The organism is Betaproteobacteria bacterium, assembly GCA_016709965.1.
Taxonomy (GTDB): domain Bacteria; phylum Pseudomonadota; class Gammaproteobacteria; order Burkholderiales; family Rhodocyclaceae; genus Azonexus; species Azonexus amarohabitans.
This window is the reverse complement of sequence record JADJLT010000003.1, coordinates 158,197-179,731: the sequence shown is the minus strand read 5'-3', so window position 1 is coordinate 179,731 and position 21,535 is coordinate 158,197. Positions and strand designations below refer to the sequence as shown.

The 21,535-nt window shown below is 58.4% G+C and carries 23 protein-coding genes and 1 pseudogene; 12 read left to right on the top strand and 12 right to left on the bottom strand.

Features of this window, described 5'->3' with window-relative positions; all coding sequences use genetic code 11:
• Window positions 1-174: 174 nt before the first annotated feature.
• From IPJ12_13455 to IPJ12_13430, 6 genes are all read left to right on the top strand, one after another.
• A complete protein-coding gene (locus tag IPJ12_13455) occupies window positions 175-1,491 on the top strand; it encodes a DUF3422 domain-containing protein (protein MBK7648129.1) in 1,317 nt (438 codons plus the stop codon).
• Window positions 1,492-1,526: 35 nt separating this feature from the next.
• Window positions 1,527-2,459, top strand: a complete 933-nt coding sequence (locus tag IPJ12_13450) for a phosphoribosylaminoimidazolesuccinocarboxamide synthase (GenBank protein ID MBK7648128.1) — start codon at window positions 1,527-1,529, stop codon at window positions 2,457-2,459.
• Between the two features lie 65 nt (window positions 2,460-2,524).
• Window positions 2,525-3,301, top strand: a complete 777-nt coding sequence (locus tag IPJ12_13445; GenBank protein MBK7648127.1) for a DUF2189 domain-containing protein — start codon at window positions 2,525-2,527, stop codon at window positions 3,299-3,301.
• 63 nt (window positions 3,302-3,364) lie between these two features.
• Window positions 3,365-5,419 (top strand): M3 family metallopeptidase, encoded by a 2,055-nt coding sequence (locus IPJ12_13440; protein ID MBK7648126.1) that lies wholly within the window; start codon window positions 3,365-3,367, stop codon window positions 5,417-5,419.
• 21 nt (window positions 5,420-5,440) lie between these two features.
• Window positions 5,441-5,929: a glutaredoxin family protein gene (locus tag IPJ12_13435; protein ID MBK7648125.1), complete on the top strand. Its 489-nt coding sequence runs from the start codon at window positions 5,441-5,443 to the stop codon at window positions 5,927-5,929.
• A gap of 185 nt (window positions 5,930-6,114) precedes the next feature.
• Window positions 6,115-7,311 carry a tyrosine-type recombinase/integrase gene (locus tag IPJ12_13430; GenBank protein ID MBK7648124.1) on the top strand — a complete coding sequence of 399 codons (1,197 nt, stop codon included), beginning with the start codon at window positions 6,115-6,117 and terminating at the stop codon, window positions 7,309-7,311.
• A gap of 71 nt (window positions 7,312-7,382) precedes the next feature.
• On the opposite strand, the gene IPJ12_13425 is transcribed toward IPJ12_13430, so the two are convergent.
• The 3 genes from IPJ12_13425 to IPJ12_13415 form a co-directional block, all read right to left on the bottom strand.
• Window positions 7,383-7,910: a hypothetical protein gene (locus IPJ12_13425; GenBank protein MBK7648123.1), complete on the bottom strand. Its 528-nt coding sequence runs from the start codon at window positions 7,908-7,910 to the stop codon at window positions 7,383-7,385.
• 85 nt (window positions 7,911-7,995) lie between these two features.
• The gene (locus IPJ12_13420) at window positions 7,996-8,193 is read right to left on the bottom strand and encodes a hypothetical protein (GenBank protein ID MBK7648122.1); all 198 of its coding nucleotides are present in this window, start codon (window positions 8,191-8,193) and stop codon (window positions 7,996-7,998) included.
• The gene (locus IPJ12_13415) at window positions 8,190-8,399 is read right to left on the bottom strand and encodes a hypothetical protein (protein ID MBK7648121.1); all 210 of its coding nucleotides are present in this window, start codon (window positions 8,397-8,399) and stop codon (window positions 8,190-8,192) included. The genes IPJ12_13420 and IPJ12_13415 overlap by 4 nt, the downstream gene beginning before the upstream one ends.
• Before the next feature lie 131 nt (window positions 8,400-8,530).
• On the opposite strand from IPJ12_13415, the gene IPJ12_13410 reads away from it, so the two are divergent.
• Entirely contained in the window at window positions 8,531-8,926 is a 396-nt protein-coding gene (locus IPJ12_13410) for a hypothetical protein (GenBank protein MBK7648120.1), read from the top strand.
• 294 nt (window positions 8,927-9,220) lie between these two features.
• Here IPJ12_13410 and IPJ12_13405 read toward each other — a convergent pair whose 3' ends face one another.
• The 4 genes from IPJ12_13405 to IPJ12_13390 form a co-directional block, all read right to left on the bottom strand.
• Window positions 9,221-10,153, bottom strand: a complete 933-nt coding sequence (locus tag IPJ12_13405; GenBank protein MBK7648119.1) for a toprim domain-containing protein — start codon at window positions 10,151-10,153, stop codon at window positions 9,221-9,223.
• Window positions 10,140-11,654 carry a DEAD/DEAH box helicase gene (locus tag IPJ12_13400; protein MBK7648118.1) on the bottom strand — a complete coding sequence of 505 codons (1,515 nt, stop codon included), beginning with the start codon at window positions 11,652-11,654 and terminating at the stop codon, window positions 10,140-10,142. Before IPJ12_13400 ends, IPJ12_13405 begins: the two co-directional genes overlap by 14 nt.
• A complete protein-coding gene (locus IPJ12_13395; GenBank protein ID MBK7648117.1) occupies window positions 11,644-12,225 on the bottom strand; it encodes a hypothetical protein in 582 nt (193 codons plus the stop codon). Before IPJ12_13395 ends, IPJ12_13400 begins: the two co-directional genes overlap by 11 nt.
• 112 nt (window positions 12,226-12,337) lie before the next feature.
• Complete coding sequence (locus tag IPJ12_13390; protein MBK7648116.1) at window positions 12,338-12,568, bottom strand: transcriptional regulator; 231 nt, start codon at window positions 12,566-12,568, stop codon at window positions 12,338-12,340.
• 397 nt (window positions 12,569-12,965) lie between these two features.
• Between IPJ12_13390 and IPJ12_13385 the strand changes: the two are divergent.
• Window positions 12,966-13,490, top strand: a pseudogene (locus tag IPJ12_13385) (endonuclease/exonuclease/phosphatase family protein).
• 69 nt (window positions 13,491-13,559) lie between these two features.
• On the opposite strand, the gene IPJ12_13380 reads toward IPJ12_13385, so the two are convergent.
• Window positions 13,560-13,748 (bottom strand): hypothetical protein, encoded by a 189-nt coding sequence (locus IPJ12_13380; GenBank protein ID MBK7648115.1) that lies wholly within the window; start codon window positions 13,746-13,748, stop codon window positions 13,560-13,562.
• A 73-nt stretch (window positions 13,749-13,821) separates the two neighbouring features.
• On the opposite strand from IPJ12_13380, the gene IPJ12_13375 reads away from it, so the two are divergent.
• From IPJ12_13375 to IPJ12_13360, 4 genes are all read left to right on the top strand, one after another.
• Window positions 13,822-14,013, top strand: a complete 192-nt coding sequence (locus tag IPJ12_13375) for a hypothetical protein (GenBank protein MBK7648114.1) — start codon at window positions 13,822-13,824, stop codon at window positions 14,011-14,013.
• Window positions 14,010-14,774, top strand: coding sequence for an exodeoxyribonuclease III (gene xth, locus IPJ12_13370; protein MBK7648113.1), 765 nt, complete (start codon window positions 14,010-14,012; stop codon window positions 14,772-14,774). Before IPJ12_13375 ends, xth begins: the two co-directional genes overlap by 4 nt.
• A 25-nt stretch (window positions 14,775-14,799) precedes the next feature.
• Window positions 14,800-15,468, top strand: coding sequence for a Crp/Fnr family transcriptional regulator (locus IPJ12_13365; GenBank protein ID MBK7648112.1), 669 nt, complete (start codon window positions 14,800-14,802; stop codon window positions 15,466-15,468).
• Between the two features lie 72 nt (window positions 15,469-15,540).
• Window positions 15,541-15,732 (top strand): DUF2892 domain-containing protein, encoded by a 192-nt coding sequence (locus IPJ12_13360; protein MBK7648111.1) that lies wholly within the window; start codon window positions 15,541-15,543, stop codon window positions 15,730-15,732.
• A gap of 134 nt (window positions 15,733-15,866) precedes the next feature.
• Here the strand turns inward: IPJ12_13360 and rsmA are convergent, their stop codons facing one another.
• The 4 genes from rsmA to IPJ12_13340 are packed head-to-tail and all read right to left on the bottom strand — an operon-like array spanning window position 15,867 to window position 21,467.
• Window positions 15,867-16,637 (bottom strand): 16S rRNA (adenine(1518)-N(6)/adenine(1519)-N(6))-dimethyltransferase RsmA, encoded by a 771-nt coding sequence (gene rsmA / locus IPJ12_13355; protein MBK7648110.1) that lies wholly within the window; start codon window positions 16,635-16,637, stop codon window positions 15,867-15,869.
• Entirely contained in the window at window positions 16,634-17,623 is a 990-nt protein-coding gene (gene pdxA / locus IPJ12_13350) for a 4-hydroxythreonine-4-phosphate dehydrogenase PdxA (protein ID MBK7648109.1), read from the bottom strand. The genes rsmA and pdxA overlap by 4 nt, the downstream gene beginning before the upstream one ends.
• Window positions 17,623-18,939, bottom strand: a complete 1,317-nt coding sequence (locus IPJ12_13345; GenBank protein ID MBK7648108.1) for a peptidylprolyl isomerase — start codon at window positions 18,937-18,939, stop codon at window positions 17,623-17,625. Before IPJ12_13345 ends, pdxA begins: the two co-directional genes overlap by 1 nt.
• Window positions 18,936-21,467 carry an LPS-assembly protein LptD gene (locus tag IPJ12_13340; protein ID MBK7648107.1) on the bottom strand — a complete coding sequence of 844 codons (2,532 nt, stop codon included), beginning with the start codon at window positions 21,465-21,467 and terminating at the stop codon, window positions 18,936-18,938. Before IPJ12_13340 ends, IPJ12_13345 begins: the two co-directional genes overlap by 4 nt.
• Window positions 21,468-21,535: the final 68 nt, after the last annotated feature.

Sequence of the window (21,535 nt, the reverse complement as noted above, 5' to 3'; positions counted from 1 at the left end):
AATTGTCTGGTTTGAAAATTTCAATTTTGACCATTTTTTCCGGTTGACCGCAGGAAGCTCCAACCCGTTGCAATACCTACGAACAGCCGCGTTAAACTCTGGAACCTCACACTTGATCCCGAAATTGTTGGGCTACAATCTGCTGCACTGCAACATTTCATGGACGCCACCATCATGCATCCTCGCCTGACGCTTGCCGAACTGGAAGAGCATCCGCTCCGCCAACGCCTGAACAACGAATTTCACGCCCGCCCGCCGGTACCGCTGGTCGGCGCGGTGCTTGTCTCGCATCTGGTCTTCAAGCACAGCGCAACGACGGTGCAGGCCGAGCGCGACAATCTGACCAAGCTCAGTCACGGCCACGTGTGCACGTCGATCGACAGCTCCGACTCGCACATGATGATCGAGACCAGCACCTTCCGCATGCGCTGGGAGTTGCATACCGAATTTTCGAGCTATACCTTCTTCCGTCCGCTCGACACCGGCGAACAGCTTCACCCGGACGCCACCGCTTTTGACGCCGTGCATCCGGAATGGCTGCATGGTATCCCCGGCAAGCTGATGGTCGCCATCCATGTTGAATTGCGCTCGACCAAAGACATCACCCCGGAATCGGTGCTCGCCGGCCTGACGCCGAACGGCCGCACCATGGTCGCCGCCAAGGTAGCCGACGAAGCCGCGTGGATTTTCACGGACTTCAAGATTGACAACGGCTTCTCGCGCTTTCTGATCCTCAACGAAAGCCTGACCCAGCGTCAGGCGGGCCGCACGGTGCAGCGACTGGTCGAAATCGAGACCTACCGGATGATGGCCCTGCTCGGCCTGCCGGTCGCCAAGGAAGTCGGCAGGTGGTTGTACAGGGGCGAAAAACAACTGGCCGAGCTGATGGATCGCATTGGTCAGGCCCGTTCGATGAACGACGAGCGCGAAGTGCTCGGCATCCTGTCCAAACTGGCCGCCGAAGTCGAACATTCCATTGCCCGTACCACTTTCCGCTTCGGCGCCTCTCATGCCTATCACGGGCTGGTCATGCAACGCATCGAGGAGCTGCGCGAAACGCGGATTTCCGGCCTGCCGACCTTCGAGGAATTCATGCAACGCCGCCTATTGCCGGCGATGAATTCCTGCGAGGCGATCAGCCGTCGGCAGGAAGAGCTCTCGGCACGCGTTGCTCGCAACAGCCAATTACTGCGCACCCGCGTCGATATCGAACTGGAGCGCCAGAATCAGGAATTGCTTGGCCAGATGAACAGCCGCGCCAAACTGCAGCTTCGCCTGCAGGAAACGGTTGAAGGGCTCTCCGTCGTCGTCCTGACCTATTACGGCTCGCAACTGGTCCAGTATCTGGCCAAGGGCACGAAAGAGCTGCATCACCTGAACACCGATGTCATCACCGCCATTTCGATTCCGATCATTGCCTGCATCGTCGCCTGGGGTACCAGTCGCATGCACAAGAAACTCGCGGCGGAAGCGGGCGATTCGTCGCATTAATTTATAATCCGGCTTTTGCTTTCGGGAAATCTGCCGTGTCCGCTCCGCTGTTCCAGTCCTCCATTACCAGCCTGCCCCTGATCTCCAAAGGCAAAGTCCGCGACATCTACGCCGTTGATGCCGACAAATTGCTGATTGTGACGTCCGATCGTCTGTCTGCCTTCGACGTCATCCTGCCGGACCCGATTCCGCGCAAGGGGGAAGTGCTGACCGCCGTCGCCGATTTCTGGTTCGCCAAGCTCGGCCACATTGTGCCGAACCAGCTGACCGGCGTTGATCCGGAATCCGTCGTTGCCGACAACGAACGCGAACAGGTCCGTGGCCGCTCGGTCGTCGTCAAGCGTCTGCGTCCGCTGCCGATTGAAGCGGTCGTTCGCGGCTACGTCATCGGTTCCGGCTGGAAGGATTACCAGCAAACCGGCGCCATCTGCGGTATTGCCCTGCCGCCCGGTCTGAAGATGGCCGCCAAGCTGCCCGCCCCGATCTTCACGCCGGCTACCAAGGCTGCGGTTGGCGATCATGACGAGAACGTTTCCTTGGCAGTCGCCCAGGCCAACTGCGCCGCCGACCTGGCCGAAGCGCTGGCGGGCACCGGCAAGAACGGCGCCCAACTCGCTGACGAAGCCCGTATCGCCGCCATCAAGCTGTACGAAGAGGCCTCTGCCTACGCCCGTGGTCGCGGCATCATCATCGCCGACACCAAATTCGAATTCGGTATCGATGCCGTCGGCACGCTGCACCTGATCGACGAAGCGCTGACGCCTGACTCTTCGCGCTTTTGGCCGGCTGACCAGTACCAGGAAGGCAGCAACCCGCCGTCCTACGACAAGCAGTTCGTCCGCGATTACCTCGAAACGCTGGATTGGGGCAAAGTCGCCCCCGGCCCGAAACTGCCGGCTGACGTGATCGCCCGGACCAGCGCAAAGTACATCGAGGCGTACGAACGTCTGACCGGCAAGACGCTGTAATCACTTTGCCTGAACCCGGCCGCCATGGCCGGGTCCAAAGGCTGCAACTTCACAGGGAAACAGCCATGAATGACCGCAGCAAACCCTTATCACCGTCCGGCACGACCTTGCCGGGCATCCAGCGGATCGGCATGGGCCGCCCGCTGGCATGGCTCACAGCCGGCTGGCAGGATGTGCGCGCCAACCCGCTCCCCTCTCTGGCCTATGGCCTGCTGTTCGCACTGGGCGGCGATCTGATCATCCTCGCATTCCTCCAGACACCGCATCTGCTCACCGTCTCGATCTCCGGCTTCTTCCTGATCGCGCCGCTGCTGGCGGCCGGGCTCTATGAATTAAGCCGGCGCCATGAAGCCGGAGAAAAAATACTGTTCATTGACTCGCTCAAGTGTTTCGCACGCAACGGGCGGTCACTGGCCCTGTTCGGTTTGATCCTTGCCCTGATCGCCCTGATGTGGGAGCGTTTTTCCGCCATGTCCTTCGCCATGATCGGCGTCACCTCGGCACCCAATGCCAGCGTTTATCTTAAACAGGTCATTTTCGGCGGCGAGCACCTGGCGTTCACCGCCACCTGGTTTGCGCTGGGCGGTGTTCTGGCCCTCTTCGCCTATGCACTGGCCGTTGTTTCGGTACCGCTGATGCTCGACCGTAATGCCGATGTCGCCACCGCCATGATGACCAGCCTGCGCACCTTCGCCCGTAATGCCGGGCCCTTGCTGCTGTGGGCGGCACTGCTTGTCGCCCTGACCCTGCTTGGTTTCGCCAGCTTGTTGTTCGGTCTGATCGTCATCATGCCGATTCTCGGCCATGCCTCGTGGCATGCCTACCGCGAGCTTGTAGAATAGGGGTTCTGCCCCCAGATTCGACGGGCGGCCTGACCGCCCGTTTTTCTTGCCTGGAATATAAAAATGACGACCACCAATCCCTTGCTCGATTTCTCCGACCTGCCACGCTTCGACACTGTTCAGCCCGAACACGTCAAACCGGCCATCGAATCGCTCTTGACCGCCGGCCGTGCGCTGATCGAACGCCTGACTGCCGACACGACGCCGGCCACTTGGAAGGACTTTGCCGGTGCGCTGTCCGATGGCCTGGAGCCCTTCGGCCGCGCCTGGGGCATCGTCGGCCACCTGCATTCAGTCAATGACATTCCCGCCTGGCGCGAGGCGTACAACGAGATGCTGCCGGAAGTCTCGCGCTTCTACGCCGAACTCGGCCAGAACCTCAAGCTCTTCGAGAAGTACAAGGCGCTGCGCGACAGCGCCGAGTACGCCACGCTGAGCGTCGAACAGAAAAAGGTCGTCAATAACGAAGTCCGCGATTTCCGCCTGTCCGGTGCCGAGTTGCCCGATGACCAGAAGCCGCGCTTCCAGGCCATCATGGAAGAACTGTCGCAGCTTTCGGCCAAGTTCGCCGAAAACCTGCTCGACGCGACCAACGCCTTTTCCGAAGTCGTCACCGACGAAGCCGTGCTCGCCGGCCTGCCCGACGATGCCAAGGAAGCCGCCAAGACCGCCGCCGAAAAGGCCGGCGTCGACGGCTGGCGTTTCAGCCTGCAAGCCCCGTCCTACGGCCCGGTCATGCAGTACGCCGACAACCGCGAGTTGCGCGCCCGCATGTACCGCGCCTACGCGACGCGCGCTGCCGAATTCCACGACGGTTCGAGCAAACCAGAGTGGGACAACACCCCGATCATCCAGCGCATGCTCGAACTGCGTATCGAAGACGCCAAGATGCTCGGCTTCAACAACTTTGCCGAAGTGTCGCTGGCCCCGAAAATGGCCGATACGCCGGCCCAGGTGCTCGCTTTCCTGCGCGAACTGGCGGCCAAGGCCAAGCCGTTTGCCGAAAAGGATATCGCCGAGCTGCGCGCCTTCGCCAAGGATGAACTCGGCCTGACCGACTTCCAGCCCTGGGATGCGGCCTACGTTTCCGAAAAGCTGCTGCAAAAACGCTATGCCTTCTCCGAGCAGGAAGTGAAGCAGTATTTCACCGAGCCCAAGGTGCTCGGCGGCCTGTTCAAGGTCATCGAGAGCCTGTTCAACGTCAAGGTCAAGCCGGATACGGCGCCGGTCTGGCATGAGGACGTCCGTTTCTACCGGCTGGAAAGCCCGGCCGGCGATCTGGTCGGTCAGTTCTACCTCGACCTCTATGCCCGCGAAACCAAACGCGGCGGCGCCTGGATGGACGAAGCCCGCTCGCGTCGAAAAGTGCTCAACGGCATCCAGAAACCGATTGCCTACCTGAACTGCAATTTCTCGCGCCCGGTCGGCGGCAAACCCGCCACCTTCACGCATGATGACGTCACGACACTGTTCCACGAAACCGGCCACGGCCTCCACCACCTCTTGACGCGCGGCGAAGAGCTCGGCGTTTCGGGCATCCACGGCGTCGAGTGGGATGCCGTCGAACTGCCGTCGCAGTTCATGGAAAACTATTGCTGGGAATGGGAAGTGGTCGAGGGCATGACGGCCCACGTCGATACCGGCGCCACCCTGCCGCGCGAACTGTTCGACAAGATGCTGGCCGCCAAGAATTTCCAGAGCGGCATGATGGCCGTGCGCCAGATCGAGTTCTCGCTGTTCGACATGCTGATCCATTCCGATTTCGACCCGAAATCCGGGTTGACCGTGATGGACGTGCTCAACGACGTGCGCAAGGAAGTCGCCGTGCTGCTGCCGCCCGCATGGCACCGTTTCCCGAACAGCTTCTCGCACATTTTTGGCGGCGGCTACGGCGCCGGCTATTTCAGCTACAAGTGGGCCGAAGTGCTGTCGGCCGATGCCTACGCAGCCTTCGAAGAGGCTGGCAATCCATTTGATGCCACCGTCGGCAAGCGCTTCCTTGACGAAATTTTGTCGGTTGGCGGCTCGCGCCCGGCCATCGAATCCTTCAAGGCCTTCCGCGGTCGCGAGCCAAGTGTTGATGCGCTTCTTCGCCATAGCGGTATGATTGCTGCCTAATAGGGGATCAGGGAGAAAATCATGCGTTATCTGTTCGTGATCTGCCTGGCGCTAGCCAGCGTCGGCACATCTGCGGAAACCTATCGGTGGACGGACACCAACGGCCAAACGGTCGTTACCGATACACCACCACCAGGCAAAGCCAGGAGCGTCGTCAGAGTGGGCGGCAATCCCGATGCCGGCGACGGCCTGTCGTTCGCCACCAAAAAGGCGGCCGAAGCGTTTCCGGTCGTGCTGTTCACCAGCGCCGACTGCATCACCGAGTGCAAACAGGCGCGCGAGCTATTGAATGGCCGCGGCGTACCGTTTACTGAAAAAATGCTGCAAAAACCGGAAGAAATCGAAGAGCTGAAGCAACTGGTGGGCGATGTCTTCGTCCCGTCGGTCAAAGTCGGCAACCAGCGCTTCCGCGGCTTCGAGTCAGGGGCCTACAACAATCTGCTCGACCTCGCCGGCTACCCGAAGAGCGCACCGCTGGGCAGCAAACCTTCGGGCGGCGCCAGCAAGTGAAAATTGCCAGCTGTTATATCAATCGATGTTTTACAGCGTTGCGCCCATCCAAAACGCGCCAAAAAACACATTGATAACAAAGGATTAATTACGATTCGTATAGCTTGATGTTGCATGGCATTGCGCATAGAATGACCCACCAGTGACCCACTGTACATGCAGTGGGTCAAAACGGAGTGGCATCCATGCTCAACGACATACAGATCAAGGCACTCAAGGCCACCGGCAGGCGCTATGAAGTCACCTTTCAAGCGGGGCTGTATCTCGACATCACCGCGGCCGGAATCAAAACCTGGCGCTACCGCTACCGGCTACTAGGGCAGCGTGAGAAGGTAACGATCGGCCAATATCCAGCAATCAGCCTCAAGGAAGCCAATGCGCGCCACCTTGAGTTATCCACCATGGTTGCCAGAGGAAAATCACCGGCCCGAGAACTTGAGCGGGAGCGGCAGCAATCCAACTTGGCCAGCACAATCAGCGAACTGGCAAAGCTCTACCGAGCCGATCTCGACAAACGCACGAAGAACCCAAGCGGTGGCAGGGGATGGATATTTGACGCCTATATCATTCCCAAGCTCGGAAAATTCCCGCTGGTCGACATTACCCCGGCCGACATCCTTCACTTCCTCGATGGAATTAAGAAAACCGCGCCCGCCTCTGCCCTAGCGGTCCATGGCACGCTCAAGCGAATGTTTGACCTCGCGATTGGCAGACAATTGATGTCGGCAAACCCAGCGGCTGCCATTCCCCCTCGCATCATTGGACAGCGCAAATCGCGGGATCGCGCGCTATCACCCGACGAGATTGGCACCCTGTTACGGAGTCTAGATAGCGCCAAGGGAGAACTTGAAACGATTTCTGCTTTCCGGCTGCTGCTCCTGACCATGGTTCGTCGGGAGGAACTGTTGCAAGCCCATTGGCCGGAGTTCGATTTGGAGCAAGGCCTTTGGTCAATCGAAGGAGAGCGCACCAAGAACGGCAAGCCCCATCTAGTGCCGCTATCCTCCCAGGCGCTTGCGATTCTCCGGGATCTGCACAAACAATCTGGCGGCATCGGCCTTGTGCTGCCGGGGCGACAACCAGGCAAGGGAATATCCACCGGCACCCTACACGAATCAATCAAGAGGAATAACTGCCATGGGATTGCCCCCTTCACTCCTCACGACTTCCGGCGCACCGCATCAACGATGCTGCACGAACAGGGATGGAACACTGACGTTATCGAGAAGGCGATGAATCACACCATGCAGGGGGTTCGTGGTGTTTATAACCGTGCCGAATACCTGGAACAGCGCAGCGAAATGCTACAGGCTTGGGCCAACTATCTGGACAAGCTGAAGGCCGGCGCCGAGGTTATCCAATTGCACGGCAACGCGGCATAGTTTGGCCACCAAAAGCTAAGGCCCAACCTTTCGCTATCACCCTAGTATTTCATCTGCGGATTGGTCGGCAATTACTTCAACTCATTGATGTCAGCGACAACGTAGTTCCAGGCCGTACCTATCGTGCCCATCAACATGCTTGATGCGCTACCGCCGAGATTCCCGATCCGCAAGCTGTCTTTGGCGTTCTGGGATGTAACCTTCGTGCCATATTTTGAGTCAATCGCTTCCATTGTTACATCAGCGGTTGCCTTGCCCGCACCCATAAAGCTGCCAACCCACCGTAGCGCTCGGTTCCCTGCATTGAATAATACCTTCGTATTGATGATCGCCAGTCCGTCAGTGGCGGCGTCTGGTGTGTCGGCAATCGTAAAACCTTCATCCTTGAACCATTGGGTGATTTTGGTCGTTGCCTCCGTTTCGATGTCGGCGTAATACTTCACCTCTTCAGGGCTAGTGCGATCCATATCTGCCTCTACGGCAACCTTCGACACATAGACAGCTTGGTACTTATTCGCTGGCTCTGGTTCGTCGGCCCACGAGGTGGCGATAGAAAGCGTCAGCGCAAGTGTGGCGGCCACCTTAAGAAGCATTGTCATGTTGATCACAGTCAGTTGAAAACTACAGATTGTCCGCTTACGCAGGTGGTAGTGGCAATCAGACCAAAGGCATAGACACAGGAATCTAAGCCTTACCGTCGCTGGCCAGCCGTCGCAGCAACTCCATGGCCAGGGCTTCATGATCACTGCTTCCAACCTGGTGGCTCGCCCCGCCCTTGGACGTTGAGACCACGAGGATTTTTCCGGCAATCCAGTAATTCCCGGCATACGAAACGCCATCGACTTCACAACTGATGCGGTACCGCTGCTGCTTGTCGCTCATGCAGCGGAATCCTTCAGCACGTCCTTGTTGACCACGAACCCTTCACGAACCACCTGGCCACAGCACGGACACTGCTCTTTGCCCTTGAGTCGATTCTGCGCAATGTAAATCGTTGCCTCTGCCACGCCGGCCAGTTCCGCTGCCTTCTTCACTGGCAAGCCCTGCCGCACCAGCGCTAACGCTGACTGAGTTTTACTTAATGCCATCGCTGTTCCTTTTGTGCCTGCATGCTTTGCAGTGTAGCACATAGCAGTAAATGCTTGACAATCCGTTTTAGCAGTTCATACTATGTACCAGTAACGGAATCAACCTAACTCAACGACAAGGAGAAACGACAATGAACGAACGTCTGAAACTGCTCTCAACCGAGGAATCGCATAAGGCCGGCAACTACGATGCAGAAAAGCTCCTGGTTGCCTTGCGCAACATCGAGGAAGGTGACGACGCGGCCTGCCTGCTGGCCGATGCCATGAACGACATCATGGCCCTGGCCTTTGACAACCGCACCGAAGAGAGCGTCGATCGCCTTGACGGCTTCTGCGCGGTCATTGGCCCGGCGCTGGAACGTGCCGCGGCCCTTGAAGCGAAGTGTGCCCTGCTCTCGGCATCGTTGAACAAAGCAGAAATCCTCGCCCGCTCCTGCATCACCCGCTCGGCAGTTACCACTTCGCGGCCTGCGTCTCCAATGGAAACCCGTTGGCCTCTCCTTTCTCAACCTTCAATCTGTATCTGAGGTAGCGGCTGTTTCGGCTTGGGTCTCCAATGGCATCGACCTGCCCCCAACTGCGAAGCCTGAGCAATGCCCACGACACGGCAGAGTGCGTCCGCTTGGTTGCCCACACGATTTGCGCTTCGGTCTTGAGCCCGGGTGATTTGCTCAGGAACTTCACCACGGCATCGGTGGCACTGCCGGACTGGATAACGCCGGGGGGACGAGGATTGAATCGCTTTGGCGGTTGCTGCCTCGGTTTCTGTGAATCGACTACTTGCTGCAGCATCGCAATCAAGCTGTTCTGTTGTTCGGCGCTCACGCGGCCTCCTTTTTTTCGTTCAGATAATCCAGCCAGTCGCCGACCGTCGGCGGTGCGCATACTTCGACGACCATTCCCTGCATGGACAGCCGGTGTGCTGCCGAATAAGCTGCAGCCAGCCCCGCATGGTTCGTGTCGTTGTCGGCAAAGATGGTCAGGGTGCGCACGCCATCTGGCGGGATGAAACTCTCGATGCCTGCCGTGCTGATGCAGGACCAGACCGAGACGCTGAAAAGCTGCGAGGCGGCAAGTGCGGTTTCGATGCCTTCGGCAATACCAATCCATTCCGCCACCGGACCGAGGCGAATTGATCCCCCGTTGATCTGCTTGCCTGGCATCAACTTTTTCGGGCTGGGAACTGACGCCTTCTTGCCGTTGGTCAGGTAGGTGCGGTGCAACGTCAGGCCCTGGCCGGATGCGTCGACCACCCGGACAATCAACGCCGGGAACTTCCCCAGCAACTTGCCGCCGTCGTAGTACGGAAGTGCCGGATGCAGGCGTAGGCAATCCGGGATTGTTGCCAGCGTCAGCCCCCGCCCTGCCATGTAGCGCGTGGCCTCGTCGCCTTCTTGCAGCGGCTTCGACTCCGACCACACACGGCGCAACTTTTCCAGCTTCTCGGCCTCGCCCTGAACTTTCTGAATCGCACCGACCTGAACAACGCCGGCCGCCTGCTCGATTTCCTTGGCTGCAGTCCGGAAATCCCACCCCTTCAGCGCCATCACCAACTGAACGCCGTCACCCGGTTTGCAATTCGAGCAGAAGAACGTGCCGCGGCCGTCCTTGTCGTCAAACCTGAATCGATCCTCTCCGCCGCAGACCGGACAAGGGCAGTGCTTGCCCGATAGCTGGCGCTCGGTCAGGCCGAAATTGAGTAGCAGGCCAGGCCACTTGCCGGCTGCAACATCTCGAACGTTAAGGCGCTGCATGGTCGCCTCCACGCTTTGCTGACTTGGAATACGCGATCTGGTTTGCCTTGACCTTGTTCAAAATCTCGTCGGTCGGGGTCGCCGTCACTTCGTTCAGGCCACGCGGCCAAACACCGAAAATGGTGCGGTACTGATTGGCTGCCCAACCGTGCCGATACCTGCGTTTCTCTTCGATGAAAAGCAATTGGCTGAAGACGTGTTGCTTGGTGTCCTTTGCCGCTGGCTTCTTGCGATCCATCTTCACCAGTTCGCCGTCACCAACCACAACGTCACTCTGCCGCTCAGGCTCAAAACCACATTGCGGGCAGGCATGGACCTTGGCCGGTTTCATGAAGTGGCAGGACGGGCATTTCTTCGGCAATGGCTCCGCTCGTTCTTCCGTTTTGGCCTTCGCGGTCTTGGGCTTGCCGTCGTCCAGTTCTAGTGGCAGGTCGTCGCAGGGATGGCCCAAGCGTGCCGTGCTGCCTGAGTGATCAAGCAGCAGCGCCTTGGTTTTCCCGTAGGCCGGACGCAGGACACGGCCAACCATCTGTATGAAACGAATCAGGCTGCGCGTCGGGCGGGCAAGAACCATCACCTCACAGGCCGGGCAGTCCCAACCTTCCGAGAGCAGCGCCACATTCGACAGCACCATCGTTTCGCCGCGTGCGAATCGCCCCAGGATGGCCGCGCGCTCGTCATCGTCAGCCCAATAGTCGATGTGCTCAGCAACCACACCGGCAGCAGTGAACTGTTCAACGATGTGCTTCGAGTGCGCAATGCTGGTGGCGAATACGACAGTCTGCTTGCCGTTGGCCAACTTGCGCCAATGCGTCAGGATATCGCCGATCAGTTCCGGCTTGTCGGCAGCCTCTTCAAGGTCAGACTGGTTGTAATCAAGCACGCCATCGATGCCCTTGGAGCTTTTAACGCCCTTCAAGTCTGGTTCAGACGGCGCGTAGATGTCGCAATCGACCAAATAGCTTTCGGCGATCAGATCCTTGATCGTGGCCCCGACCACCAGGTGTTCGAACAATCGGCCGCCAATCTCCTGAAAGTCCTTGGCCATGCCAGCAGCGAACGGGGTAGCCGTCAGGCCGACCACCGGTACGGCGTTGTATTTCGCCAGCAGCTTTCTGTACTTCTCAGACCCGGCGACACCGTGGCATTCATCAATGATGATCAATCCCACATCGCCAGGCAGACCACGGACATGAACGGTGTCGATGCTGGCCACCAAAACCTGAGCATCAAGGTTCCGCGTGTTGTCAGACTGCAGGATGCCGTGGGCGATGCCGTAGCGGTTCAGGACTGCGCTGGTCTGCTGAATCAATTGCTTGCGGTTCGCCAAGAAAACCACCTTGCGGCCCTTGGCAACTGCCTTCTGAATGATGCTGGTCGCCGTCAGGGTCTTGCCGCCACCGGTGGGCAGGTAGAGGCAGATACGCTTCAATCCCCTAGCCATGGCAAGGCGGGTTTCTTGTTCGGCGTTGAGTTGGTAGGCGCGAAGTTCAAAAGTCATTTTCGCCCCCATTGCCGGAATTTATGCCGCTTGGGTTTGCGCCGTGTACGTCCACTAAATGACCATCTCCCGCCTTGGAAAGGGGGGGTGGGTTACTGCTTACTGCTGACTGCTTACTGCTTACTGATTCGGGGAAGTCTTTGCCGAAGGCTTCGCGGAAGGCTTTACGGAAGGGTTCGCTAGAGGCTTCCGCATAGTCTCTCAAGCCAGAAACGGCAAGGGTTTTAAGGCTGCACTCGGGTATGAATTCAACCTGTTTTGCCCAGTTTCTGAGGACGTTTGGAGACTCGGCAGATTGGTACTTCAGGAAGTTCGGCAACCAGATACACGATGCCTTCTGATCAACCTTTGCCAGACCTTTCAACAAGACTTCATCAAAGGCTTCCCGGAAGCCTTCGGGAGAGGCCTGCAGTTCTTCGGCCAGCCCTGCCGGTGTCGCCCTCATGGCTCCCAACATCGTCATGCCGGGATGCGTTATCAGGAAAATGAAGATCAGCTTGCCGAGGTGTGAAAGCTCGTTGAACTTGGCATCGTTCCAAATGCGGACATCAATCTTTCGGAAGTGGGCCATGGTCACACCCCACCGAAGATCGGCGCCCAAAGCATGGCAGCATTCGGGTTGTCGTCTTTCCAAGCTGCACCATGGAGCCCGCCTTGTACGCGGGCTTCGTCTTGTCGGGCGGTCATTTCACGCCCCCATTCAGGACAGCGCGCAACTCCCCGGCACTCCATGACTTGAACCGTGACCCAGCAACCTTCTTAGAAGGAGGCAAACGCCCCTCTTTTTCCCAGCGCCAGAGGGTGCTCAGTGCTTTTACGTCAAAGATGACTCGTGCAACGTCGCTACCGACACGCGCTGAACCGGGAAGGTCATCGAAATGCTTGGCCGTCGTGGCCGATTTTTGCTTGCTCATGGGCGAACTCCATCGCGCCCTACGCTGACAGGCGTAGGGCGGTGATGTCTTTCGCTGCCCGAGACATTTAATTTCGGGGCATTACCAGAACGATCAAGCGGGAGGGGCGAGATGGCATGCAACTGCCACCGCTTGCGCCAAGGCCGTCACTCTGTCGACATGACCCTGTTGCCCCTGTGTTTTATCACGTCATACCTCTACAACCGGCAGGGCATACCGCGACCGAACTCAGCAAGTACAGAATTCCATGCTTGCAACGAACGGCGCAACGCTCTGCATTTCTGTGCAATCATTTCGTGTCGCCGACTATTCGGCACCACGATTTTGGCCCACCAATGACCCACCAGTTCAATGTCAGCATGACAAAACAACGCAACCACAGAGCTTTGCAAGAACAATGAAGATTGCCAGCTGGAACGTCAATTCACTGAAGGTTCGCCTGCCGCACCTGCTTGACTGGCTGGCAAGCGCCCAGCCGGATGCCTTGTGCCTTCAAGAATTGAAGCTCGAAGACCACAACTTTCCTCGTGCTGAAATCGAAGCGGCCGGCTATCAGGTCGCCTTTTCCGGCCAGAAGACGTACAACGGCGTCGCCCTGCTCGCCCGTGAGCCAATCCACGACGTTATCTGCGGCAACCCGCATTTTCCCGATGAACAAAAACGCTTGATCAGCGGCACCGTGGGCGACACCCGCATCATCGGCGCCTACATGCCAAATGGCCAGGCTGTGGGCAGCGAGAAATACGACTACAAATTGCGCTGGCTCGATGGTCTGGCCATCTGGCTCGGCGAGGAAATCCAGAAGTACCCGAAACTCGCGCTGTGCGGCGACTACAACATTGCACCGGACGATCGTGACGTGCACGATCCCAAGGCCTGGGCAGGACAAATTCTCTGCTCTGAACCCGAGCGCGCCGCCTTCCATATGATTGCTGCCTAATAGGGGATCAGGGAGAAAATCATGCGTTATCTGTTCGTGATCTGCCTGGCGCTAACCAGCGTCGGCGCATCTGCGGAAACCTATCGGTGGACAGACCAACGGCCAACGGTCGTTACCGATACACCACCACCAGGCAAAGCCAGGAGCGTCGTCAAGGTGGGCGGCAATCCCGATGCCGGCGACGGCCTGTCGTTCGCCACCAAAAAGGCGGCCGAAGCGTTTCCGGTCGTGCTGTTCCACCACCGACTGCATCACCGAGTGCAAGCAGGCGCGCGAACTATTGAATGGCCGCGGCGTACCTTTTGCATGAAAAATGCTGCAAAAACCGGAAGAAATCGAAGAGCTGAAGCAACTGGTGGGCGATGTCTTCGTCCCGTCGGTCAAAGTCGGCAAACCGCGCTTCCGCGGCTTCGAGTCAGGGGCCTACAACAATCTGCTCGAACTCGCCGGCTACCCGAAGAGCGCACCGCTGGGCAGCAAACCTTCGGGCGGCGCCAGCAAGTGAAAATTGCCAGCTGGAACGTCAATTCGCTGAAGGTTCGCCTGCCGCACCTGCTTGACTGGCTGGCAAGCGCCCAGCCGGATGCCTTGTGCCTTCAAGAATTGAAGCTCGAAGACCACAACTTTCCTCGTGCTGAAATCGAAGCGGCCGGCTATCAGGTCGCCTTTTCCGGCCAGAAGACGTACAACGGCGTCGCCCTGCTCGCCCGTGAGCCAATCCACGACGTTATCTGCGGCAACCCGCATTTTCCCGATGAACAAAAACGCTTGATCAGCGGCACCGTGGGCGACACCCGCATCATCGGCGCCTACATGCCAAATGGCCAGGCTGTGGGCAGCGAGAAATACGACTACAAATTGCGCTGGCTCGATGGTCTGGCCATCTGGCTCGGCGAGGAAATCCAGAAGTACCCGAAACTCGCGCTGTGCGGCGACTACAACATTGCACCGGACGATCGTGACGTGCACGATCCCAAGGCCTGGGCAGGACAAATTCTCTGCTCTGAACCCGAGCGCGCCGCCTTCCAGCGCTTCATCGGACTCGGTCTGAGCGACAGCTTCCGGCTGTTCGAGCAACCGGAAAAGACCTTTTCCTGGTGGGATTACCGGATGCTCGGCTTCCAGAAAAACCAGGGGCTGCGCATTGACCATGTATTGCTGTCAACGCCGCTGGCCGAGCAATGCACCGCCGCCGGTATCGACCGCGCGCCGCGCAAGCTAGAACGGCCGTCCGACCACGCCCCCGTCTGGGCGACCGTGGGCTGATGAAGTCGTTTTCATGCCGCCTGACATGACCACTGCGGTCGACCCGAAAAAACTGGCCAATCTGTACCCGGCGCTCGCCAGCCTGCCGGCAGCCCAACTCGCCGCGCTGCTGCCACCCGGTGCCATCATGCACTTGCCAGCCGGCACCCAGGTTTTCGCCGAACATCAGCCCTGCCAAGGCTTTCCGCTCTTACTTGAAGGCAGCATCAAGGTCATCAAGCTGGCCGCCAACGGCCGCGAGCTGATGCTTTACCGCGTCACGCCAGGCGGCTCCTGCATTATTTCATCCAGCTGCCTGCTTGGGCATTCCGACTATAACGCGCGCGGCATTGCCGAAACGCCGCTCACCCTGCTGGCCCTGCCGGTCAGTGTCTTTGCCAAGCTGATGGTCGAACATGCACCTTTTCGGGACTTCGTCTTTCACCTGTTTGCCGACCGTATCGGCGAACTGATGCAGCTTGTTGAAGAAGTCGCCTTTGCCCGTCTCGATCAACGACTGGCCAAGTTGCTGCTGGCCCGCCAGGAAACCACGCTCAACGTCACCCACCAGCAACTGGCCGACGAACTGGGCAGCGTCCGTGAAATCGTCAGCCGACTGCTGAAAGGCTTTGCCGCCCAAGGGCTGGTCACGCTGGGGCGCGAACAGCTTACGGTCGTTGATCGGGAAGGTTTGCAGAAACTTGCGGCTGTGTGACCGAGGTTACATACATCATCAAGCCAGACCGTTACATTGGGGTTGTACACATAACCTGACGGAGAAAACACCATGGCTGCAAATGTTGGCGGAATCGACAAAATCCTGCGTATCGTTGCCGGCGCCGGCCTGATCGGCGCTACCGCAGCCGGCATGCTGCCGGTCTGGGGCTATATCGGCATCGTGCCGCTGGCCACCGGCTTGATGGGCTGGTGCCCGGCCTATACGCTGCTTGGCATGAATACCTGCCCGATGAAGAAGTAACTCGGCTCGGCGCTCGTAAAAAAACCTGCCTCGGCAGGTTTTTTTACGCCCCAAAATATTTCAATTTCGGGCTTTATTTCCGGTTGACCGCGGGAAGTGCCGTTGCATCGGTGTTCGTCCACTTTCTGCCTCGGTCAGGCCGATAGGTAATTGGCGATACGCACGTAATCCTCTACTGAAACATCTTCCGGACGCAGGGTAGGCGCGATACCCAGTTCGGCAAAGCCGGCATCGCTCAACAACGCCTTCATCGTATTGCGCAGCATCTTGCGGCGTTGTGAAAAGGCTGTCAGCACGACTTGCGACAGCTTTTCCTGATTTTTCGCCGTCAATTCCGAAACGGGCTTGGGAATCAGGCGAACGACCGCCGACTGGACCTTGGGCGGCGGATCGAAACTCTCCGGTGGCACATCAATCAGCCACTCCAGATAAAAGCGGTATTGCAGCATCACCGACATGCGGCCGAAATCGGCTGTCCCCGGCTCGGCAACCATGCGCTCGACAACTTCCTTTTGCAGCATGAAGTGCATGTCGTGCACGACGTCGACGTATTCGGCCAGATGAAACAGCAGCGGCGTCGAAATATTGTAGGGCAGGTTGCCAACCAGCCGCAGATCCTTGCCGATACTGGCGAAATCGAAGGCCAGCGCATCGCCTTCATGGACGGTCATGCGTTCCGGAGCGTGCTGCTTCTTGAGCCGGGCGATCAGGTCGCGGTCGATTTCAACAACATGCAGATGATCGACACGCGTCATCAGCGGCTCGGTAATCGCCCCCAGACCAGGACCGATTTCGACGACGGTTTCATTGCGCTTGGGGTCCACGGCCGAGACGATGGCGGCGATGATGCCGGGATCAACCAGAAAATTCTGGCCAAAACGTTTGCGGGCGACGTGACCCTTCATTGTTTTTTCCTTGATGCCATGCGTGCGGCTTCAGCGACTGCTTGGAACAGACTGCCCGGATCAGCCTTGCCGGTGCCGGACAGTTCCAGTGCCGTACCATGATCCACCGAGGTGCGGATGATAGGCAGGCCCAGCGTGACGTTGATGCCTTTGCCGAAGGTGGCGTACTTCAGTGCGGTCAGCCCCTGGTCGTGATACATGGCGAGCACGGCGTCACCCTGGGCGAGAATGGGTGGGGTAAACATCGTGTCAGCCGGATAGGGACCGGACAGTTGCATGCCTTCGGCGCGCAGTTTTTCCAGCACAGGGGTAATGACTTCAATTTCTTCCATACCGAGATAACCGCCTTCGCCGGCATGCGGGTTGAGACCGGCAACCAGAATGCGCGGCTCAGCCAAACCGTATTTACTGCGCAAGTCGGCGTGCAGAATGCGCAGCGTTGTTTCCAGCACATCGGCCGTGATGGCTGCTGACACATCCTTCAGCGGTAGATGGGTCGTCGTCAGCGCCACGCGCAACGGACCGCGCTCGGTATCGCCGGCCAGCATCATGACGACGAGCGGCGTAGCGGTTTTCTCGGCAAGGTATTCGGTGTGGCCGGTAAAGTGCACGCCGGCATCGTTGATCACGCCTTTATGCACCGGCGCCGTGGCCATCGCGGCAAATTCGCCGGACTGGCACCCGGCCAGCGCCCGATCCAGCAAGGCCAGCACGTAAGCGCCGTTGGCGGCATCGAGCGTGCCGGCTTGCGACGGCACGGCGAGCGGAATGTGCAGGACATCCAGTTTGCTGCGGTCAACCGGATTTTCGGGGCAAAAATCGCGAAATTTCACGGCCAGAGCAAGTTGGTCTGCACGCGCCTGAAGCAGATTGCGATCACCCAGAATGACCGACTGCGCGTCGCCCTCATAGCCAGCCAGACACAGACAGAGCTCCGGACCGATACCAGCGGGCTCGCCACTGGTCACGGCAATGACCGGCAACATCACTTTTCTTCGAGTCGGTTTTCGACGTAGGTGCGGTCGCGCAACTGGCGCAGCCAGTCCTGATAAGCGTCGTCCAGCTTGCGTTCACGCAGGGCCTGTCGGGCAGCACCGCGCTTGCGCTCGGCCGAGACATCCTGCTCACGGCGCTCTCGCACCTGGATCAGGTGCATACCGAAGGGAGTCTGTATCACCGGGCTGATTTCATTGACCTTGAGCGCATCCATCGCACGCTCGAATTCCGGAACCGTGTCCCCTGGAGAAAGCCAACCGAGGTCACCTCCTTTGGCGGCCGAGCCATCCTGCGAATAGAGGCGGGCCTGTTCGGCGAAATCGACGCCATTGACGATGCGTTCGCGAACGCTTTCAAGTTTGTGCCGGGCTTCCGCTTCAGAAACGACCTCGTTGATGCGAACCAGAATATGGCGCGCATGGGTCTGTTGTACCGAAGCCGGCATGCTGCCACCACGTTTGTTAATCAGTTTGACAATATGGAAGCCTGCCGAAGAACGCAGCAGCTCGCTGACCTGTCCGGGTTGCAGGCGGGCGCTGACTTCGGCATAGAGTGCCGGCAGTCGATCCAGCGGACGCCAGCCAAGATCGCCGCCCTTCAGGGCATCCGGCGCATCGGAGAAGGTTGCCGTCAATTCGGCAAAATTTTCGCCGGCCTGAGCCCGCTTCAAGGCTTGCTCACCACGCAAACGTAGCTTTTGCAGTTGTTCAGGGCTGGCCGACTCCGGTGCACGCAGGAGAATGTGGGCAAGCTGATATTCTTCGCCACCGCCCTTGGCCGCCTGGTCGGCCAGATAGTTGTCGATTTCGCCATCGGAGACGATCAGTTTGCTGTCGACTTCGCGCTCACGCAAACGGACAGTAACCATCTCATTACGGATTTCCTCGCGGAACTGTGCGTACTGCACGCCATCCTTTTCGAGTGCTGTCCGGAACTGCTGGGGGGTCATCTTGTTGCCGGCGGCAATTCGCCCGATAGCCTGGTCCAACTGGGTATCGTCGATCTTCAGACCAGATTCTCGGGCATATTGCAGCTGAGTCCGTTCCATGATCAGGCGCTCCAGCATCTGGCGCTCCAGTTCATCCTGCGGCGGCAGCGGTGTCCCCTGCTTCTGCAACTGCTTGAGGGCAGCGGCCAGGCGGGTGCGCAGATCGAAATATGTGATGACATCATCGCCGACAACGGCCACGATGCGATCGGCCTCAATCACCCGCTCCGGCGCAGCGGAGACGGGGTGTACCAGCAGGCCGCCGAGACAGCAGATCAGGACAATCAGGTGACGAATAAGTTTGTTCATGGTCTTCATTGGGAAGTAAGCAGGCTGCTGTCGGGCAGTTCGTTGATTTTGCCGTAACCGGGGATGCTGCGGCGCAGCAGGCCGATCGGGTTGGAACCGATACTGCCGAAGTCATTCAGTTCAAGCTGGAAAAACAGGGTGTCGTTAGGCTTGCCGGATATAGCTGCCAGCCGCTGACCAACCAGTCGCACCGCCCAGCAACCCGCGTTGTACTCCAAGCCGGCAATCGATTCAAGCGCTTGTTTGTCACGCATCGAGTAGTTGTAACGGCCAACCGCGTAAAACTTTGACGTCAACGGCCACTGGCCGGCAATATCGATCTGATCAACCGTTGAAAGCGTCGTCAAAGGGTCACGCGTGTAGCGGTAGCTGGCGGACAGCACCTTGCCGAGCTCCGGCTGAAAGCGGACGCCTGCGGAGAAACGTTCGCTGACATTGTCCCGGTAGTTGTATTCCCAGGCCAGATCCATATAGGTCTTGGGCGCCACCAGACCATTGACCGCAGCCACCATATTGGAAAAATCGTCTTGGCGAACTGCTTCGCCGGCAATCAATACCTGCTGCTTCTTGAAGTAGTAACGCTGGCCAATCATGGCCTTGAAACGTTCGACCCCCGTGTCGCCATCCAGCAGACGAGTCGTTAGCGCTGCCGTCAGCTGGTTGGCATCGTTGATCCGGTCCAGGCCGCTGTAACGGTTCTCAGCAAAAATCTGGGCAAAGTTGAAGTCGGCCAGACCAGTATCGAAGAGTGGAATCCGGCTCTGATCCTTGTACGGGATATTCACGTAGTAAAGACGCGGTTCCAGTGTCTGGATATAACCTTTGCCAAACCAGTCACCTTCTCGCTCGAAAGTCACCGTAGAATCCAGCGAAAAGGTCGGCAGGACACGGCTGACACTGTCCGGCTGGCCGATGGCCTGGTTGTCCAGTGAATACTGGCTCATGTGTAGACCGACCTTGGGCGTGATCTGGAAGGCAGGATTAACAATCGGCAGCGAAAGCTGAGGGTAGAGCACAAAGCGGTTGCCCTGCACCTTCCCGGCGTCGACATGGGTAAAGCGCGAGTATTGCCCGATCATGCTGAAGTCCATCTTCAGCAGATTCGGCCGAAAGGCCATGACGTTCAGTTGCGGCTCGAGAAAATAGGGACGCGCGATTGGATTGGCCGGATCCAGTTGCAGTGTCTGATAGCGCAGGACCTGAAGGTTGGTCTGCAGCCATGGTGACGGCACATAATTCAGCGCAACCTGCTTGGGCAACTGCGTCTGCGAAGTCTGCAACAGGCGCGACGACAGATCCTGCCAATAGAAGTCATCCGAAACGCCATTCCAGTTAACCGACGCTGAAACGCCCTGACCAAGAATATGCTGGTGCTCGATCCGGTAGCCATAGCGCTGACGATTGGCCATTTCATCATTCGGTAGATACTCGACCCGCGTCATACCTTGGTAGTTGTAGTCGAGGTAGCGCGCCTCGGCGCCAAGCTGGAAGCCTCGTTTGCTCATGTAACGGGGGAACAGCGTCAGGTCATAGTTCGGCGCGATGTTCCAGTAGTAGGGCACCGTGAAGTCGATACCGCTGCGCGTCGAGGTCGAAAAGTGCGGATGCAGGACACCTGATCGACGCTGGCCATTGAGCGAGAACGATGCCATGGGCGTATAGAAAAATGGCACACCGCCAAACCACATGGAGGCATGGCTGGCTGTACCTTCATTGCGGTCGTAGTCGAGATGCGTCTCCGACGCCTGCATGTACCAGTCCTCACGATCCGGCTTGCAGGTCGAAAACGTATTCGAAAAAAACGTGAATTGGTTCTCGCCCTCGAAATCAACGCGCTCGGCCCGACCGTTCGCTTCGACGGGTCGCTGAGCCGGCGACTTGGTCGGCAGGCCGTAGCTATTCGCCACATTGAGCATCATCGGCGCACCAGAAGTCGCAGCATTGCTGCTCGCCACCGTCACCACCGTTTGCGTCGGACTGTAGAAGCGGCTCGGCGTCTCCTTGAGGATGTGATACTTCACATCCTCGGCGGAGCCAACCTGCGCATTGAGCTTCAAACGTAGATGCGGCGTATCGATTTCGGCGCCATCCTGAAGCACCCGCACCGAACCGGAGGCCTCGACCTCATCCTCAAGAACACGGTAGGTTAGACGGTCAGCCAATATCTGCGAACCAACCTTGCGCATCTCGACATTGCCCTTGGCCACGGTTAATTCTTCGGCCTGACCTTCAATTTGATCAGCAACGACAAAAATCGGATAAGCGTCGTCCTTTTTCAGGACAGAGGGTGTATCGACACCGACCACCGAGAATGTTGACGCTTTTTGCTTGCCCATCACGTTGAATTTTTGCTCAGTGCGCAAACGTAGCTGCACATCGTCATCAATTTCCACGATGGACGGCACCATCGGAGCCGACCCCGGTGTCCCTGGCGGCAGGGCGAGTCGCTGCTCATCGGCGGCGGCATGGCCCGTCTGTAGCCCGGCAAACAGGCAACAGACGAAAACAGCAAGCGGACGGCGCGTAAAACCGGTCATCAGGGCGATCAGTTGAGGGGCGACACCAGAATGGCCGGTACCCGAGTGTTAAAATCCGAACATTTTAC

What these genes read in the sequence shown, in the direction of transcription:
- IPJ12_13455 (MBK7648129.1), top strand. Translation starts at nt 175, where the DNA reads ATGCATCCTCGCCTGACGCTTGCCGAACTGGAAGAGCATCCGCTCCGC.
- IPJ12_13445 (MBK7648127.1), top strand. Translation starts at nt 2,525, where the DNA reads ATGAATGACCGCAGCAAACCCTTATCACCGTCCGGCACGACCTTGCCG.
- IPJ12_13440 (MBK7648126.1), top strand. Translation starts at nt 3,365, where the DNA reads ATGACGACCACCAATCCCTTGCTCGATTTCTCCGACCTGCCACGCTTC.
- IPJ12_13435 (MBK7648125.1), top strand. Translation starts at nt 5,441, where the DNA reads ATGCGTTATCTGTTCGTGATCTGCCTGGCGCTAGCCAGCGTCGGCACA.
- IPJ12_13430 (MBK7648124.1), top strand. Translation starts at nt 6,115, where the DNA reads ATGCTCAACGACATACAGATCAAGGCACTCAAGGCCACCGGCAGGCGC.
- IPJ12_13425 (MBK7648123.1), bottom strand. Translation starts at nt 7,910, where the DNA reads ATGACAATGCTTCTTAAGGTGGCCGCCACACTTGCGCTGACGCTTTCT.
- IPJ12_13420 (MBK7648122.1), bottom strand. Translation starts at nt 8,193, where the DNA reads ATGAGCGACAAGCAGCAGCGGTACCGCATCAGTTGTGAAGTCGATGGC.
- IPJ12_13415 (MBK7648121.1), bottom strand. Translation starts at nt 8,399, where the DNA reads ATGGCATTAAGTAAAACTCAGTCAGCGTTAGCGCTGGTGCGGCAGGGC.
- IPJ12_13410 (MBK7648120.1), top strand. Translation starts at nt 8,531, where the DNA reads ATGAACGAACGTCTGAAACTGCTCTCAACCGAGGAATCGCATAAGGCC.
- IPJ12_13405 (MBK7648119.1), bottom strand. Translation starts at nt 10,153, where the DNA reads ATGCAGCGCCTTAACGTTCGAGATGTTGCAGCCGGCAAGTGGCCTGGC.
- IPJ12_13400 (MBK7648118.1), bottom strand. Translation starts at nt 11,654, where the DNA reads ATGACTTTTGAACTTCGCGCCTACCAACTCAACGCCGAACAAGAAACC.
- IPJ12_13395 (MBK7648117.1), bottom strand. Translation starts at nt 12,225, where the DNA reads ATGGCCCACTTCCGAAAGATTGATGTCCGCATTTGGAACGATGCCAAG.
- IPJ12_13390 (MBK7648116.1), bottom strand. Translation starts at nt 12,568, where the DNA reads ATGAGCAAGCAAAAATCGGCCACGACGGCCAAGCATTTCGATGACCTT.
- IPJ12_13375 (MBK7648114.1), top strand. Translation starts at nt 13,822, where the DNA reads ATGCTGCAAAAACCGGAAGAAATCGAAGAGCTGAAGCAACTGGTGGGC.
- IPJ12_13365 (MBK7648112.1), top strand. Translation starts at nt 14,800, where the DNA reads ATGACCACTGCGGTCGACCCGAAAAAACTGGCCAATCTGTACCCGGCG.
- IPJ12_13360 (MBK7648111.1), top strand. Translation starts at nt 15,541, where the DNA reads ATGGCTGCAAATGTTGGCGGAATCGACAAAATCCTGCGTATCGTTGCC.
- rsmA (MBK7648110.1), bottom strand. Translation starts at nt 16,637, where the DNA reads ATGAAGGGTCACGTCGCCCGCAAACGTTTTGGCCAGAATTTTCTGGTT.
- pdxA (MBK7648109.1), bottom strand. Translation starts at nt 17,623, where the DNA reads ATGTTGCCGGTCATTGCCGTGACCAGTGGCGAGCCCGCTGGTATCGGT.
- IPJ12_13345 (MBK7648108.1), bottom strand. Translation starts at nt 18,939, where the DNA reads ATGAAGACCATGAACAAACTTATTCGTCACCTGATTGTCCTGATCTGC.
- IPJ12_13340 (MBK7648107.1), bottom strand. Translation starts at nt 21,467, where the DNA reads ATGACCGGTTTTACGCGCCGTCCGCTTGCTGTTTTCGTCTGTTGCCTG.